The organism is Pseudomonas sp. SJZ080 (genome assembly GCF_007828295.1).
GTDB lineage: Bacteria > Pseudomonadota > Gammaproteobacteria > Pseudomonadales > Pseudomonadaceae > Aquipseudomonas > Aquipseudomonas migulae_A.
On sequence record NZ_VIUK01000007.1, the window covers coordinates 25,656 to 42,484 of the forward strand.

At 59.8% G+C, this 16,829-nt stretch carries 13 protein-coding genes; all 13 read left to right on the forward strand.

Annotation, left to right across the window (positions count from 1 at the left end):
• The first annotated feature begins 44 nt into the window (after positions 1-44).
• The 13 genes from FBY04_RS11805 to FBY04_RS11865 all read left to right on the forward strand — a co-directional run bounded on the left by FBY04_RS11805 (position 45) and on the right by FBY04_RS11865 (position 16,800).
• Positions 45-1,460, forward strand: coding sequence for a cytosine permease (locus FBY04_RS11805; RefSeq protein WP_145315302.1), 1,416 nt, complete (start codon positions 45-47; stop codon positions 1,458-1,460).
• Between the two features lie 578 nt (positions 1,461-2,038).
• A complete protein-coding gene (locus FBY04_RS11810; RefSeq protein WP_084322873.1) occupies positions 2,039-3,349 on the forward strand; it encodes a nucleotide sugar dehydrogenase in 1,311 nt (436 codons plus the stop codon).
• Positions 3,350-3,406: 57 nt separating this feature from the next.
• On the forward strand, positions 3,407-4,888 hold the full coding sequence (locus FBY04_RS11815) for a glycosyltransferase family 2 protein (RefSeq protein WP_084322872.1): 1,482 nt from the start codon (positions 3,407-3,409) through the stop codon (positions 4,886-4,888).
• A 65-nt stretch (positions 4,889-4,953) separates the two neighbouring features.
• Entirely contained in the window at positions 4,954-6,168 is a 1,215-nt protein-coding gene (locus FBY04_RS11820; protein ID WP_145315303.1) for an alginate biosynthesis protein Alg44, read from the forward strand.
• Positions 6,165-7,565: an SEL1-like repeat protein gene (locus FBY04_RS11825; RefSeq protein ID WP_145315304.1), complete on the forward strand. Its 1,401-nt coding sequence runs from the start codon at positions 6,165-6,167 to the stop codon at positions 7,563-7,565. The genes FBY04_RS11820 and FBY04_RS11825 overlap by 4 nt, the downstream gene beginning before the upstream one ends.
• On the forward strand, positions 7,562-8,995 hold the full coding sequence (locus FBY04_RS11830; protein WP_084322869.1) for an alginate export family protein: 1,434 nt from the start codon (positions 7,562-7,564) through the stop codon (positions 8,993-8,995). The genes FBY04_RS11825 and FBY04_RS11830 overlap by 4 nt, the downstream gene beginning before the upstream one ends.
• An 83-nt stretch (positions 8,996-9,078) precedes the next feature.
• On the forward strand, positions 9,079-10,593 hold the full coding sequence (gene algG / locus FBY04_RS11835; protein WP_084322868.1) for a mannuronan 5-epimerase AlgG: 1,515 nt from the start codon (positions 9,079-9,081) through the stop codon (positions 10,591-10,593).
• Between the two features lie 11 nt (positions 10,594-10,604).
• Positions 10,605-12,002, forward strand: a complete 1,398-nt coding sequence (locus tag FBY04_RS11840) for an alginate biosynthesis protein AlgX (RefSeq protein WP_145315305.1) — start codon at positions 10,605-10,607, stop codon at positions 12,000-12,002.
• Entirely contained in the window at positions 11,999-13,093 is a 1,095-nt protein-coding gene (locus FBY04_RS11845) for a mannuronate-specific alginate lyase (protein ID WP_256666862.1), read from the forward strand. The genes FBY04_RS11840 and FBY04_RS11845 overlap by 4 nt, the downstream gene beginning before the upstream one ends.
• 117 nt (positions 13,094-13,210) lie before the next feature.
• Entirely contained in the window at positions 13,211-14,632 is a 1,422-nt protein-coding gene (locus FBY04_RS11850) for a mannose-1-phosphate guanylyltransferase/mannose-6-phosphate isomerase (RefSeq protein ID WP_084322866.1), read from the forward strand.
• A gap of 119 nt (positions 14,633-14,751) precedes the next feature.
• The gene (locus FBY04_RS11855; protein ID WP_145315306.1) at positions 14,752-15,384 is read left to right on the forward strand and encodes a CGNR zinc finger domain-containing protein; all 633 of its coding nucleotides are present in this window, start codon (positions 14,752-14,754) and stop codon (positions 15,382-15,384) included.
• A 112-nt stretch (positions 15,385-15,496) separates the two neighbouring features.
• A complete protein-coding gene (locus FBY04_RS11860) occupies positions 15,497-16,372 on the forward strand; it encodes an alpha/beta fold hydrolase (protein ID WP_145315307.1) in 876 nt (291 codons plus the stop codon).
• A 209-nt stretch (positions 16,373-16,581) separates the two neighbouring features.
• A complete protein-coding gene (locus tag FBY04_RS11865; RefSeq protein ID WP_145315308.1) occupies positions 16,582-16,800 on the forward strand; it encodes a PLD nuclease N-terminal domain-containing protein in 219 nt (72 codons plus the stop codon).
• Positions 16,801-16,829: the final 29 nt, after the last annotated feature.

Sequence of the window (16,829 nt, forward strand, 5' to 3'; positions counted from 1 at the left end):
TCACCGAAGTACGTCCACGTACTCAAATTGCCTTGGAGTCCGTCATGGTTACCGCAGCAACAACCTCCGCCCCGCTCATCGAAAAACACACCATCGGCTATGTGCCGCCCGAAGATCGCCACGGCAAAACCCGTGACCTGTTCACCCTCTGGTTCGGCGGCAACATCGCCCCGCTGCCCATCGTCACCGGCGCCCTCGGCGTGCAGATGTTCCACCTGAATTTGGTGTGGGGCATCGTCGCCATCCTCGTCGGCCACCTGGTCGGCGGCGTGCTGATGGCGCTGCACTCGGCCCAAGGCCCGCAGATGGGCATTCCGCAGATGATCCAGAGCCGCGCCCAGTTCGGCTCCCTCGGCGCGCTGCTGGTGGTGCTGATCGCCGGCATCATGTACATCGGCTTCTTCGCCTCCAACATCGTCCTCGCCGGCAAATCCCTGCATGGCGTGGTCGACAGCGTGCCGGTGCCGGTGGGCATCGTCATCGGCGCCCTCGGTTCCGGCATCATCGGCATCATCGGCTATCGCTTCATCCATGTACTCAACCGCATCGGCACCTGGGTGCTCGGCGCCGGCATCGTGCTCGGCTTCGGCTACATCTTCACCCACGTGCAGACCGCCGACTTCCTCACCCGCGGCAGCTTCAACATCTCCGGCTGGCTCGCCACCGTCTCCCTCGCCGCGCTCTGGCAAATCGCCTTTGCGCCGTACGTCTCCGACTATTCGCGCTACCTGCCGGCCAACGTGCCCGTGGCCGCCACGTTCTGGACGACTTATCTGGGCACCGTGCTCGGTTCCAGCCTCTCGTTCATCTTCGGCGCCGTCGCCGTGCTCGCCACACCTGTCGGCATGGACACCATGGATGCCGTCAAACTCGCCACCGGCTCCATCGGCCCGCTGATGCTCGTGCTGTTCCTGCTCAGCGTCATCAGCCACAACGCCCTCAACCTCTACGGCGCCGTGCTGTCGCTGATCACCCTGGTACAAACGTTCGCCTACCGCTGGATTCCCACCGCGAAAAGCCGCGCCATCCTCTCGATCATCATTCTCGCCGCCTGCTGCTTCGCCGCCGTCGGTGCTTCCGCCAATTTCATCGGCCACTTCGTCGACATGGTGCTGGTGCTGCTCGTGGTGCTGGTGCCGTGGACCGCGATCAATCTGATCGACTTCTACGCCATTCACAAAGGTCAGTACGACATCAACTCGATCTTCAAGGTGGATGGCGGGATCTATGGCCGGTACAACCCCCAGGCGTTGCTGGCCTATGCGATCGGGATTGCGGTGCAGATTCCGTTCATGAACACGCCGTTGTATGTCGGGCCGATTTCGGAGCACATCAATGGGGCCGACTTGTCCTGGCTGGTGGGCCTGATCATCACCTCGCCGCTCTACTACTGGCTGGCCAACTGCGACACCGCATACAAACGCCGCCTCTCCACCGCAAAACTCGCCAACAGCCTCTAGCCCTCCACACTTCGATCGCAAAAAAACCGCATTGATTGCGGTTTTTTTATTGCTTGATCGTTTTCCGCAGTTCCAAGACTTTGACTATCGAACACCCTCAAAACGCCAATAAAACTGTTATTAAAAAATTGACATGTCTCAGCAACTTTACACCCCAAGTAAAATTTGATTTCGCTGATTAAAAAACTGTAAAGCTGGTGTTGCACTGCGCCAGTGCCCGCTCAAAAAATCGATATAGCCACTCGCCTGTTTTTGGTGCAAAAACACATACCCAGCTTATAGAATCAATCTCGATAAGTTTGTCATCTAACTGTTTTTATTAACATTTTTTATTATTTTGTCTTTTGGCACTTTCCTTGTAAGCCCTACCACTTATATTGGCAGCTTGAACTGTTCGAAATTTCTGTTAAAAAAAATGACAGTGCCGGCGCAATGTTTGTCTACACTCTTGTTTCTGCAAGTTCTGCCCGAAAAACACGTTGAACCAAACTGCCGCTTAGTTAGCCAGATAGAGCAACTGTCGGCCTGTATGGCATGCCGATGGCCTTTCGAAATCAGGGTATACGGGGAACTCACCAATGCGTATCAGCATATTTGGTTTGGGGTATGTGGGCGCTGTATGCGCGGGCTGTCTCTGTGCTCGCGGTCATGACGTAATCGGGGTGGATATCTCGCAGGTAAAAATCGACCTGATCAATCAGGGCAAGTCGCCCATCGTTGAGCCAGGCCTGGAGACTCTGCTCGAGCAGGGGGTGCATGTTGGGCGGCTGCGGGGTACCGGTGATGTAAAGGCCGCCATGATGGACACGGATATGTCGTTCATCGCCGTCGCTACACCCTGCAAGAAGAACGGCGATCTGGATCTGGTGTACATAGAGTCAGTCTGTCGCGAAATCGGCGAAGCCCTGCACACCAAGGACAGCTGGCACACGGTGGTGGTGCGCAGCACCGTACTGCCGGGCACCGTGAAGAACGTGGTGATCCCGATTCTTGAAGACTGCTCCGGCAAGAAGGCCGGGGTCGACTTCGGCGTGGCGATCAACCCGGAGTTCCTGCGTGAAAGCACCGCGATCAAGGATTACAACTGTCCGCCCATGACGGTGATCGGTGAACTCGACCAACGCAGCGGTGACATGCTCGTCGCGCTCTATCAAGAGCTGGACGCCCCGCTCCTGCGCAGGAGCATCGAAGTGGCGGAGATGATCAAGTACACCTGCAACGTCTGGCACGCGACCAAAGTGACCTTCGCCAATGAAATCGGCAATATCGCGAAGGCCGCCGGCGTGGACGGTCGCGATGTGATGGACGTGGTCTGCCAGGACACCAAACTCAACCTCTCGCGTTATTACATGCGCCCCGGCTTCGCGTTCGGCGGTTCCTGCCTGCCCAAGGATGTGCGTGCGCTGAACTATCGCGCCGGGCAACTGGATGTCGAGCACCCGCTGCTGGCCTCGATCATGCGCAGCAATGCGGCGCAGGTACAGCGAGCCTTCGACATTATCACCAGCTACGGCAAACGGCGTATCGCCCTGCTCGGCCTGAGCTTCAAGGCGGGCACCGATGACCTGCGCGAAAGCCCGCTGGTCGAGTTGGCCGAAATGCTGATCGGCAAGGGCTATGACCTGCATATCTTCGACCGCAACGTTGAATACGCGCGCATCTACGGGGCCAACAAGGACTACATCGAGTCGAAGATCCCGCACCTGGCTTCGCTGTTACGCGCCGACCTTACGAAAGTGATCGAGGAGGCGGATGTGATTGTGCTGGGTAACGGTGACGAGTCCTTCAAAGCCATCGCACTCGATGTGCCCGAAGGCAAGCAGGTGGTCGACCTGGTGGGTTTCATGCCGTACGCCAGTGACGATCGGCTCGAAGGCATCTGCTGGTAAGAGAAGCACCGAACTGCAACCCGAGCGATACGGGTCTATCGAACAGGGGCCACAGGTATGGATGATTCCAGGGATTACTTGCGCGAAGCTGCGGGGTGGCTGCTCTACGTCACCGCGTTGATGGGGCTTGCACTGTTGCTGCCGCGCTCAGTGTTCGATCCCCAATCCAGGGACTTTCTCCTGTTGCTGGGGGCGGTCGGTATCTGGCGCTATACGATGGGCGCGATCCATTACCTTCGCGGATTACTGTTCCTTTATCTGGTGTTCCCTTACTACCGGCGCAAAGTCACCCGGCTCGGCAGCAGTGCCGATCCGTCCCACGTGTTTTTGCTGGTCACCAGTTTTCGTATCGATGCGTTGACCACGTCGCAGGTTTACCGCTCGGTGATCGAAGAGGCCATCGGTTGTGGTTACCCGACCACGGTGGTCTGTTCCATCGTAGAGCTGGCCGATGAGCTGCTGATAAAGGCACTCTGGGACAGCTATACCCCACCGAGTCGGGTCAAGTTGAGCTTTGTGCGGATTCCCGGCACCGGCAAGCGCGATGGCCTGGCCCACGGTTTTCGGGCGATTTCCCGGCACGTGCCGGATGCCGATGCAGTGGTGGCGGTGGTCGATGGCGATACCGTGCTCTCCGCCGGACTGGTGCGTCAGACCGTCTGCTGGTTCAAGCTGTTTCCGAACGTCGGCGGGTTGACCACCAATGAGTTCTGCGAGGTACGCGGAAGCTACCTGATGAGCCAATGGCACAAGCTGCGGTTCGCCCAGCGGCACATCAATATGTGTTCGATGGCACTGGGCAAGCGCGTGCTGACCATGACCGGGCGGATGTCGGTGTTCCGCGCCCAGGTGGTGACCAACCCCGGCTTTATCCAGGACGTTGAGCGCGATTATCTGGAGCACTGGCGCCTGGGACGATTCCGCTTTTTGACCGGTGATGACAAGTCCAGTTGGTACAGCTTGATGCGGCTGGGCTACGACACCTTTTATGTGCCCGATGCAGCGATCAACACCGTCGAGCATCCCCCGGAAAAAAACTTCTTCAAGGCCAGCCGCAAGCTGATGTTCCGCTGGTATGGCAATAACCTGCGCCAGAACTCGCGGGCCCTGCACCTGGGTGTGCGGCGGTTGGGCTGGTTCACCTCGCTGGTGCTGCTGGACCAACGCGTATCGATGTGGGCCAGCCTGCTCGGGCCTTCAGTGGCGATCATTGCCAGCCTCAAATACACCTTCGCCTACCTGATGATTTATGTGCTCTGGATCGGCGTGACGCGCTTGATCCTGAGTCTTCTGTTGCTGGCTTCGGGACACCCGGTCGGTCCGGCTTACCCACTGATTCTCTATTACAACCAGCTGGTCGGCGCCATGGTGAAAATCTATGTGTTCTTCCGTCTCGACCAGCAATCGTGGACGCGCCAGAAAACCAGACTCGACCGCGGCCTGGCCAGCTATCAGCGCTGGTTCAATACCTGGTCGTCGCGGGCCATGACGTTTTCGGCGGGCAGTGTGTTTTGCGCACTGCTGATGTGGATTGTGTAGCACAGGTGTCAGGGCAGTCGGCAGGCCGTGCCGGATCGGTATCCATCGATGGGAAGGAACGCGTTATGAACACAGCTTTTGTTGCTGCTGATGACAATGTCGTGCATGAGTCGGAGGTGCAGCGTCAGCATGCGCGGCTGACGCTACCGGCGAGGATCAAGTTCCACGGACCTGACCGGGAGGCGCTCGATTGCGAGCTGATCGACTTGTCGGCCGGCGGATTCAGCCTGAGTCAGCCGGGTACATCGCTGATCGTGGGCCGGCAACACAAAGGCAAACTGGTGTTCCAGGTCGATGCGCTCGGGTTTGCCATCGACGTGGAATTTGTCGTGCGCTCGATCAACGAAGATGGGCAGCGGATAGGTTGCGAGTTTCACAACCTGCGCCCTCGTGCGATTTCCGCCTTGCGCTACGTGATCACCTCTTACCTCTCAGGCGGGGTGATCAGCCTGGGTGACATGCTTGCGACCCAGCAACGCGACAACTTCACCAAGCCGCGCAAGCACGAAAGCGGCAACGGAATGGGCATTTTCGCACGCTTGCGGGCGACCACGATAAGCCTGCTGATGTTCCTGGTGGGACTGGCTGCCTTTGGGTATGTGGTGCATCAGTTGTATGGCATTTACTACGTCACTCATGCCGAATCGGCGCGGGTCAATGTCCCCGGTCAGTTGATTGGCCTGCCGCGCGATGGCAGCGTCAATTCGTTGGTCAAGGTCGGATCGGTGGTGTCCAAGGGGGCGCCGCTGGCGACCTTTTCCGCCTCGCTGCTGGATGTGATGAAAGGCAATTTGCCGCCCGGGCAGGCGACCCCGGAGAACCTTGAGCGCCTGTTCAGCCGAACCCTGCAAGGCTCGCTGACCAGCCCTTGTGATTGCCGGGTGGTGTCGCAGCTGGTGCCGGATGGCCAGGTCGTCGGCAAGGGCACCACGGTGTACGAATTGATGCCGATTGACGGTGTGGCAACCATCGAGGCGCGCTTCCCCTACAAGAATTTTGCCAAGATCCAGCCTGGCAAAGTGGTGAACTTCCAGCTGATCGGTGAAGAACAGCCTCGCACGGGCAAAATCACCGCGGTGGCGCTGGACAACGGCGGCCTGGCCTCCGACCTGCGGGTCACCATTGAGCCTGACAGCCCCTTGCAGACTGATCAGGCCGGGCGTCCGGTGGAGGTCAGTATCGAAGAGCTGCAGGGCAACGCTTTGGTGCAGAACGCCACGGCAGCCAATACCTGGGTGAAAAACGCCTGGATGAATAAAGTCATGGCGGCCGGAAAATGAACGGCGCATGGCGATCGGGGCTGCAGTTTTCAGCGCTGGCCGCTGCGCTGACGATAATCCACGGTTGCGGCACCCTGCCCGATCAAGGGTTGGCGCGCGAGGCCATGGAGCGCGGCGATTATGAAACGGCGCGCAAGAACTACGCGGCGCTGGCCGAGGACGGCTATGCCGATGCCCAGGCCGGGATGGGCGACTTGACCGCATCGGCGGGCGACCCGGCGAGCCTGAAAGAAGCAGAGGTCTTGTACCGGCAGGCCGCGCCGGAATCGGTCAAGGCGCAGTCGCGCCTGGGCCGTTTGTTGCTGCGTCAGAGCCCGGGCGATCCCCAGAAAGTGCAAGAAGCCCGGCAGTTGCTGGAAGGTGCGCTGGATAAAGGCGAATTCAGTGCGGTGGTGCCGCTGACGTTGTTGTACCTGGGCTACCCGCGAATGGCGCCCGTGGTGGATCCGCAGCAGAAAGTCGATAGCTGGCGTGCCCAAGGCATTGTCGAGGCGGACCTGGCGCAGATTCTGATTTACCGCAATCAAGGCACCTATAACGCGCACCTGCCGCAGATCGAACAGTTGTGCCGGGCTCGGCTGGCGGTACTCGATGCCTGTTATGTGGAGCTGGCCACCATCAACCGGATGCGTGCCCAGCCCAAGGCGCAGGCAGACCTGCTGGCGCAGTTGCGCCAAGGCTTTCGCGAGGGACGAGTCGCGCCCCTGCGAGTCGAATCAGTGGCGCGCGTGCTGTCGTCGCCCGCCCTCGAAGGCCCGCCCGATCCGCAAAGCGCCCAGCGTCTGCTCGAGGAACTGGCACCGGTCTATCCGCCGGCCTGGACCAGCCTGGCACGGTTGATCGACGACTACCCCGCGCAAGGCGACGCGCCGCAATTGCTCTCGGCCTTGCAGCGCGGGCGCGAAGCGGGCGATCCACGGGCGGAACTGCTGACCGGGCGGCTGTACTACCTCGGCAAATGGTTGCCACAGGATCCGCGCCTGGCGCAAGAGCATTTGCTCAAGGCGGCCGCAGCCGGTGAAGTCGGGGCGCATTACTACCTGGGCCAGTTGTACCGACGCGGTTATCTGGGCCAGGTCGAACCACAAAAAGCGCTGCTACATTTGTTGCTGGCAGCCCGCAATGGCTCGCCCAACGCCGATTTGGCCCTGGCCCACATGTTTTCCGACTCCCGCGGGGTCAAGGTCAATCGGATCAACGCCTATGTCTTTGCGCAACTCGCGCAACGCCAGGGCGCGGTCAATGCAGGGCCAGTGCTGTCGGCCCTGCAGTCGGGTATGACCCCGGCGGAAAGGAAAATCGCGCAGCCCTTGCTTGAGGAAGAAGCCCAGGCTCGTCTGACGGGCGCGACTCTAGCCAGACTGCAAACTCCGGAAAATGGACAGGACTTACTATGAAGCAAGCATTATTGGCTGGTTGTGGTCTGGGAGTTTCGCTGTTGTGCAGCGCCGGTCTGGTGTTGGCAGCGGAAGTGGCGCCGAAGAATTTCGGCCTGGATGTGAAGATTACCGGTGAGTCGCAGGACGACCGGGACCTTGGCACGGCATCCGGTGGCACCCTCAACGATATAGGCATCGACTTGCGCCCCTGGGCCTTTGGCCAATGGGGCAACTGGAGTGCCTATACGATGGCGCAGGCGGTGGCGGCGACCGACACCATCGACACCGATACGGTGAACAACGGCGCCGACCAGAACAACACCCGTGAAGCGGATGACAGCTACCTCGCGCTTCGCGAGTTCTGGGTTGATTACTCGGGCATCACGGCCTATCCGGGCGAGCATCTGCGCCTGGGACGCCAGCGTCTGCGGGAGGACAGTGGCCAGTGGATGGACACCAACATCGAAGCGCTCAACTGGACTTTCGAAACCACGCTGCTGCGCACCCACATCGGCGCCGCCCAACGCTTTTCCGACTATCGCACCGATTTCGACGACCTGGCGCCCGAAGATGAAGATCGCTCCCATGTCTTCGCCGACATCTCTACGCAATGGACGCCCAATAACTGGGTGGGCCTGCGTGTCCATCACTCTGAGGACAGCGGCAGCCTGCCCGATCCTGGCGAGCAGGTCGATACACTCGACAAGACCAACACCGGCAGCCTGACCTGGGTCGGCCTCGAAGCGAACGGCGACGGCTACAACTATCGCTCGACGATGCCGGTCAATTACTGGGCCTCCGCGACCTGGCTGACCGGTGATCGCGAAAACCTCACCAGCGTGATCGACCCCGTCGGCGATCGAATCGCGACGGGCCACACCAGTGGCGACGTCAACGCCTGGGCCGCGGACCTGGGCCTGCGCTGGAACATCGATGAAAGCTGGCGCGTCGGTGCTGCCGCCGCCCGCGGCGACGGCGGTGGCAATGACCAGGAAAATCAGTACCAGCAAACCGGCCTGCAGAGCAACCGCTCCAACTTCACCGGCACGCGTTCACGCGTACACCGTTTCGGTGAAGCCTTTCGCGGTGAACTGAGCAACCTCCAGACGGCGACGCTGTTCGGCTCCTGGCAGATGCGCGAGGACTACGACGCCAGCCTCGTCTACCACCGCTTCTGGCGGGTCGACGACGAGCAGCAAACCGGCGACGACGGGATCGTCAATGCCGCGCTGGTGGACGGCGAGAAGGACCTGGGCCAGGAAGTCGATCTGGTCATGACCAAGTACTTCAAGCAAGGCCTGTTGCCCGCGAGCATGGTGGATTGGGTCGACGAACCTTCGGCGCTGATCCGCTTGCGCCTGGGCGTGTTCTTCCCGGGTGATGCCTACGCCAACGACACCGACTCGAGCATGCATCGGGCGTTCATTGATTTTGTCTGGAAAATCTAGGACCCGGTGATTGCCCACGGTGATGCCACCGTGGGCAACCGCACATTGATCACACCAGGCTGCATTTTTGATGAGTGAAACTTATGGACCGTGTCGTCAAGATAGGACTATTGCTCGCCGCAATGCTGTTGATGCAGACGGCAGGCGCCACGGCGGGTGACGTTCTGATACCGCGCTACTCCATCACCGAGGCTCCGGGAAAGCCGTTGCTGATCAAGGAACCGAAAATGCCCGACCTGTCCGGCTATACCGCCGAGGCAGTCGCCGCGAAGATTACCTACAAACCCGCCGGCCGCGCCTTGATCCAGCCGATGCTCAAGGAAAACGCACTCGACGAGTTCATCGGCGGACAGGATCGCTTCAAGGAATGGGTGGTGCGCCAGAAGCAAATGCCCGTGGCGATCTTCATCGACCGTGGCTACATGAGCCTGACGCAACTGGCCCGCAGCCTGCCGCAGACCGCCTTGCGCGAAACCGCGCCGGGGGTGTTTCTGGCGCGCCTGCCGATCGTCATTCGTCCCGGCGGGACTCTGCATATCGACAAATCGGTCAAGGAGTTGCGCTTGTCCCAGGACGGCGGTTCCTTCCTGGTCAATGACGGCAAACTCTTTATTACCGATACCAAGGTCAGCGCCTGGAGCGAGAAAGACAACAGCCCGGCCTGGTTCAAAAAAGACGACGTGTTTCGGCCGTTTCTCATCTCTTGGGGCGGCACCGAGACCTACATCGTCAACAGCACCATCACCAGCTTCGGCTACACCGAGAGCAAGAGCTATGGGGTGAGTATTTCCCAGTACAGCCCGAGCATGGCGCCGAAGATGAAGCGCAAAAAACCGACCGGCTGGCTGATCAATTCGCAGTTCGTCGACAACTATTTCGGCTTCTATTGCTACGAAGCCGACGACGTGGTGATTCTGCGCAACACCTATCGCGCAAACATCGTCTATGGCATCGACCCGCACGATCGTTCGCGTCGGCTGATCATTGCCCATAACGATGTCTTCGACACCCACAAGAAGCACGGCATCATCCTCTCGCGCGAGGTCAACGACAGCTGGATCATCTACAACCGCACCTACAACAATCAGCTGTCCGGCATTGTCCTGGACCGTTCCAGCTCAAATAACCTGCTGGCCTACAACGAGACCTACAAAAATCGCTCCGACGGCATCACCTTGTACGAGAGCGGCAATAACCTGATGTGGCGCAACCGCGCGGCGGACAATGACCGGCACGGGATCCGGGTGCGCAACAGCACCGGCGTGCGGCTGTATGAAAACGAGCTGATGGCCAATGCCCTGACCGGGATCTACGGTCACATCAAGGATTTGCGTGGCAGCGACCGCGATCTTAAAGAGGACCCTTACGAAGAAAAACTGTCGCTCACCGTGGTCGGCGGCAAGCTGATCGGTAACGGTTCCAGCCCCATCGCTGTGTTTTCACCCTCGCGCCTGGAACTCTATGACCTGACCTTTCTGGCGCCACAGAAACAGGACGGCCTGGCCTTCACCGGTTTGCTGGGAGAGGTTCAGGGCGACTTGATGGACATCCTCCTGCGCCGCCATGCCGCCGCGCTGATTTTGCCCGAGACACTGTGAGGAGCCTGCCGATGAACACCCTTCATGGATTTGCCGCTGTGTACCTGCTGTCCATGTCGATGGGGGCACAGGCGCTGCCGGAGTACACGGCCGAAGCCTGCTGCAAGCTGTGCCCGCAAGCGGCGCAGGCAACATTTTACGAGCAACCGGAGCTGAAAAATTATGCGACGCTGGTGGAGGCCAAAGACCAGTGGCTCTTCCGCACCCGTAGCGATTTGCGCACTGACTTCGGCCTCGATGACAACGGTTACAGAGCCCTCAAGCGCTTGCGCGACGGGCTCGCCCAACGCGGGGTCGAACTGGTGCTGGTGATGCCACCCAGTCGCGGCTTGTTGCACGCCGACCGCCTGACGCCGCTGGAACTGGCCACCTTCGATCAGGCCCGGGCACGGCAGAACTACGTGCAAACGCTGGACCGGGTGCGTGATTTGGGCATTCAGGTCGCCGACTTCAGCAACCTGCTGGGTGCGCCCCAGCCCGCCGGGCAGCCCTTCTACTTCAAGGGCGACCACAACTGGACACCCTTTGGCGCCGACCGCAGTGCCCAGTTGGTGGCGCAGACGCTCAAGGGCAGCGATGTGCTCAAGGCGTTGCCGCACCAGACCTTCACCAGCCAGCCGACCGGCCTGCTGGGACGCTCGGGTACGTTGCAAAAAGCCGCCGCGCAGATCTGCGGCAACGGCTATGCGGCGCAGTACGTCACCCGTTATCAAACCCGGGCCCAGGGCAACGCCAAAGGCCCCGCCAAGGTCTCCTTGATCGGCACCAGTGCCAGCGGCGAACTGTTCAACTTTGCCGGTTTCCTCGAACAATACCTGGAGACGCCGGTGCGAAATTTCAGCGTACCGGGCGGTGGCTACGATGATTCGATGATCGCCTACCTGCTCGGCGACGACTTCCAGAAAGACCCGCCAGCCGTGCTGGTTTGGGAAACCGATAATCTCGACAGCCTCGGCAAATCCAGCTTCTACCGGCAGGCGATGGCGGCGCTGAGCGATGGCTGCGAAAACCAGACGCCGCTGCTCAGAAGCCAGGCAAACCTGCACAGCGGACGCAACCAGGTGTTGTTCAACGGCGGTGGCGGCAATGTGTATCCGATCAAGGGCAATCGTTATCAGGTCGACCTCAGGTTCGCCGACCCGAGCGTGCGCATGATGAACGCGACCCTGACCTACATGAACGGTCGCCAGGAAAATATCAGTTTGAGCCGTTCCCCGACGGTCAATACCCAGGGCCGCTTCGCCTTCGAGCTGCGCGGCGACGGTGACTGGGACGATCAGACGTTTCTGTCCATGGACGTGCAGCCACCGCCGGGCATGAACGCCACGTCGCTCTCGACCCGCTTGTGTGTCAAACCCGCCATCACGGCGGCACCGTCTCTGCGCACCGCGCAGTCGGAGGGACAATGATCCGTCAGGCGCACTGGGCCGCCATCAGCGTGGCCTTCATTCTGGCGGTGTCGAGCGTGCCGGTGACGGCCGCTCAACTTCGCCCGCCCCAGGGCTATTACGCGCCGGCCGTAGACAAAAAAGGCGACGCGCCGAGCTGCCCGACGACACCCAAACCCTATACCGGTGACCTGTTGATCCCCAGCAAGTACGAAGGCTCAGGCAAGGCGCGGGATCAGCTCAACGCCGAATCCAACAAACGCTACAAAGAAATGTCAGGCGATATCAACGAACTGGAAAAAGGCGTCAACAAACAAGTCGCCGCCTATTTGCGGCAAGGTCGCGCCGGTCATGTGGACTGCACGTTGAGCTGGCTGGGCGACTGGGCCAAGGCGCAGGCGCTGCTGAGTACCACCTACACCCATACCGGCAAGTCGATGCGCAAATGGGCGCTGGGCAGTATTTCTTCGGCGTATTTGCGTCTCAAGTTTTCGCGCTCGCAACCATTGAAAGGCCGCGAGGCGCAGACCCGGCCGATCGAAGCCTGGATCGGCAAGGTTGCCGAACAGGTGGTGCGCGATTGGCGCGATCAGCCGCTGGACCGGCTCAACAACCACCAGTATTGGGCGGCATGGTCGGTCATGGCGGCCTCAGTGGTGGTCGATCGACGCGATCTGTTCGACTGGTCGGTTGCGCAGTTTCGCATCGGCGCTTCCCAGGTTGATGCGGACGGCTATCTGCCCAACGAATTGGGCCGCGAAACCCGCGCACTGGCTTACCACAACTACGCGATGGGGCCGCTGATGATGATCGCCTCCTTCGCCCAAGCCAACGGCGTCGACCTGCGCGAAGAAAACAATGGCGCCATGCGGCGTCTGGCCGCACGGGTGGAAGAAGGCATCAAGGACCCAGGTTTGTTTGAACGCAAAACCGGCTACAAGCAGGCACTTGAGGACCTCAACGAGGACGGCAAGTTTGCCTGGCTGGAGCCCTACTGCGCGCTGTACGACTGCTCGGCGCAAACCGACCGCTGGCGCCAGTCAGTCGAGCCGATGAAAAACTACCGCCTGGGCGGCGACATCACCCAGCTCTTTGCTGACCAGAAGGAATAACTGCATCAGCCGATGCGGCCATTCTGGATCGGGCTTGTGTTTTGAATAATGGAAGGCAGTCCTTCGCTGTGCGAAGCGCCTTTATGTCGATTGATGAAGGTGCGAGAGGTAAGAAAAATGATTCCAGTCATCCTGTCCGGCGGCAGTGGTTCGCGATTGTGGCCGCTGTCGCGCAAGTTGTACCCCAAACAATTCCTGAGCCTGGCCGGCGAAGGATCGCTGTTTCAACAAACCCTGCAGCGCTTGGCGTTCGATGGCATCGGCAAGCCGATCGTGGTCTGTAATCAGGAGCATCGCTTCCTCGTCAATGAGCAACTCGCCGCCATCGGCTGCACCCCGAAGGCGATCCTGCTCGAACCCTTCGGTCGCAACACCGCACCGGCGGTGGCGCTGGCGGCCCTGAAACTGATCGCCGATGGTCGCGACGAGCTCATGCTGGTACTGCCTGCCGACCATGTGATCAGCGACGTTCCCGCCTTACGCGCCACACTGGCAAACGCGCAGGAGGAAGCGCTCAAAGGCAACCTCGTGCTGTTCGGCATTCCGGCAACGCGCCCGGAAACCGGCTTCGGCTACATCAAGGCCGACTGCAGTGATGCCGACGCCAGTGCTTTCAAGGTCGAAAAATTTATCGAGAAACCCGACGCGCAAACCGCCGCCGAATTTGTCCGCTCCGGCGAGTACTTCTGGAACAGCGGCATGTTCCTGTTCCGTGCCAGCCGCTATCTCGAAGAGCTGCGCACGCACGAACCGGACATGTACGAGAACTGCGTGCTCGCCCTGGAGCGTAGCCCCAGCAGCGAAGGCGTGACCAGCATCGATCGGGCCACCTTCGAATGCTGCCCGGACAACTCCATCGACTACGCGGTAATGGAACGCACCCAGCGCGCCTGGGTCGTCCCGCTCAGCGCTGGCTGGAGCGATGTCGGTTGCTGGTCTTCGCTGTGGGATGTGCACGAAAAGGACACCAACGGCAACGTACTCAAGGGCGATGTCGTCAGCTACAACAGCCGCAGTTGCTACGTACATGGCAGTAGCAAGCTGGTGACCCTGCTCGGGGTGGAAAATCTGGTCGTGATAGAAACCGAGGATGCACTGATGGTCGCGCACCGCGACAACGTGCAAGACGTGAAAAAACTGGTGAATACGCTCGACGCCCAAAACCGCTCGGAAACCCAGAACAACTGTGCGGTGTATCGTCCTTGGGGCAGTTACCATTCGGTGGACAACGGCATCCGCCACCAGGTCAAACACATCACCGTGAAGCCTGGCGCGCAACTGTCCCTGCAAATGCATCACCACCGCGCCGAACACTGGATCGTGGTCTCAGGCACCGCCCAGGTGACATGCAACGACAAGGTGTTCCTGCTCACTGAAAACCAGTCCACCTACCTCCCGATCGCATCGGTACATCGGCTGGCCAACCCCGGAAAAATCCCGTTGGAAGTTATCGAAGTGCAGACCGGCAGCTACCTGGGCGAGGACGATATCAAGCGTCTGGAAGATGTCTACGGCAGGAACCAGGAGGTAAAGAGCTGAGCCGGATCAGTAACCACACTGAGAATCACAAAGAGGTTATCAATTCAATAGTAACTTGTCGAATGCCTTTTGAGTGGTTACGCTAAACCTTATCAATCCAGGCTTTAGTGGACCCCCTCATGAACAGCACTTCCCGTGGACCGGCCCTCTTCGTCGCCGACGCCGCCGCTCTCGATTTCCTGAACTCGATAGCAACGCCCGTCGATGAACCCGTCGACTGGATCGACGACGGCAACGGCTGGCTCGATTGGCTGAAACAATCGGGCTGGGTGGAAGACGAGATACTGCAACGGCTTCAAGCCCAAGCGATGCCGGGCGAGCTGGAAACAGTTGCGGCGCAGGCACGTTCATTGCGCGAGTGGTTTCGCGGCTTTGTCCTGAAATACAAAGGCAAACCGCTGGAGGCCGCAGCCCTGACAGAGCTCGACGCCTTGAACCGCTTGCTCGAACGGGACGAGAAGTACACACAGATCACGCTGCAGGACGGTGAAACACCGAAACTCGCCTGGGAACTGAAACGCCGCTGGCGCAGCCCGGATTCCCTGCTGCTGCCCCTGGGCGAAGTGCTCGCGCAGTTCGTCAGCGATGAAGATTTTACCAACGTCAAATGCTGTGAAGGACCGGGTTGCACCCTGATGTTCGTCGACCACACCCGTGGCAGAAAACGCCGCTGGTGCAGCATGGCGGTCTGCGGAAACAGGGCGAAAGCGGCGGCCCATCGCGAACGGCAAAAGAAAGTCATCGATGCTTGAGGTCGAAAATAAGTAACCCCTTAAAATTACTTTGACAGGTTACTTTTATCGTGCCAGATTCAGCCTCGCAAACCGGCTTGAACTCATCCAGGCGGTTACGAGGACAATAATCATGACGACCACCACTGCACCCATTCGCTACACATTCGCCGACGTCGACGGCGTCCGCGTCTTCTACCGTGAGGCAGGAGAACCAGGCAAGCCGACCCTCCTTCTGCTCCATGGCTTTCCCAGCTCATCCCACCAGTTCCGCCAGCTCATCCCGTTGCTCTCTGCGCACTTCCACATCATCGCCCCGGACCTGCCCGGGTTTGGATTCACCGAGGTGCCTGCGGAGCGCGAATACGCGTACAGCTTCGACGCACTGGCAGAAACGCTGGGCCATTTCGTCGAGACCCTCGGGCTGAAACGCTACGCGATGTACGTCTTCGATTACGGCGCACCGACCGGCCTGAGACTGGCGGTCAAACACCCCGAAAGAATGACCGCGCTGATCTCGCAAAACGGCAACGCCTACCTCGAAGGACTGGGCGATGCCTGGGCGCCGATCAGAGCTTACTGGGCAGAACCGTCGGCCGAGAACCGCCAAGTCATCGCCGATGCGATCCTGCACCTGGAAGGCACGCGCTGGCAGTACGAACACGGCGTCAGCACGCCGGAGCTCATCGCCCCCGAGTCCTACACCCTCGACGCGCTGCTATTGGAGCGGCCGGGCAACAAAGACATCCAGCTCGACCTGTTCCTGGACTACGCGAACAACCTCAAACGCTACCCGGACTTTCAGCGCTTCTTCCGTGAGACCCAACTGCCGACACTGGCCATCTGGGGCCAGAACGACCCCTTCTTCATCCCGCCTGGCGCAGAAGCGTTCAAACGCGACAACCCCAATGCCGTAGTCGAACTACTCGACACCGGACACTTCGCCCTCGAAACACACGTGGACTACATCGCGCAGCGCATCATCGAAGTGATTGGCAACGCCGCATAAAGGGATCACAGGCGGACGCAACAATGCGCCCGCCTAAACCACCCCACTGTGGGAGCGGGCTTGCTCGCGAAGGGGCCCGGACATTCAACATCACCCTCGACTGTCACACCTTTCGCGAACACACCCACCAAACACCCACAAATCCTCAAAATTTAATGAACCCCACTTACCGCTCTCCACCTAACTGAATGACTATCAGGAGGTGACTCATGCAAATAGAAACGATCTGGATCGTACTCGCGGCAGTACTTTTGCTGGTTGAGTTGTGGGCGATAACCCGGGTACGCAAAGCCGAAGGCAAATCCAGCAACAAACTCGTATGGATGGTGGTCATCGTGTTTGTGCCGCTGCTCGGACTGATCGCGTGGGTATTGGCCGGCCCCAAACACACCGATCCGAATCCACATTCACCACAGGCTCGCCAATGACGCCGGACAATCCGCGCTAACGATTTGGA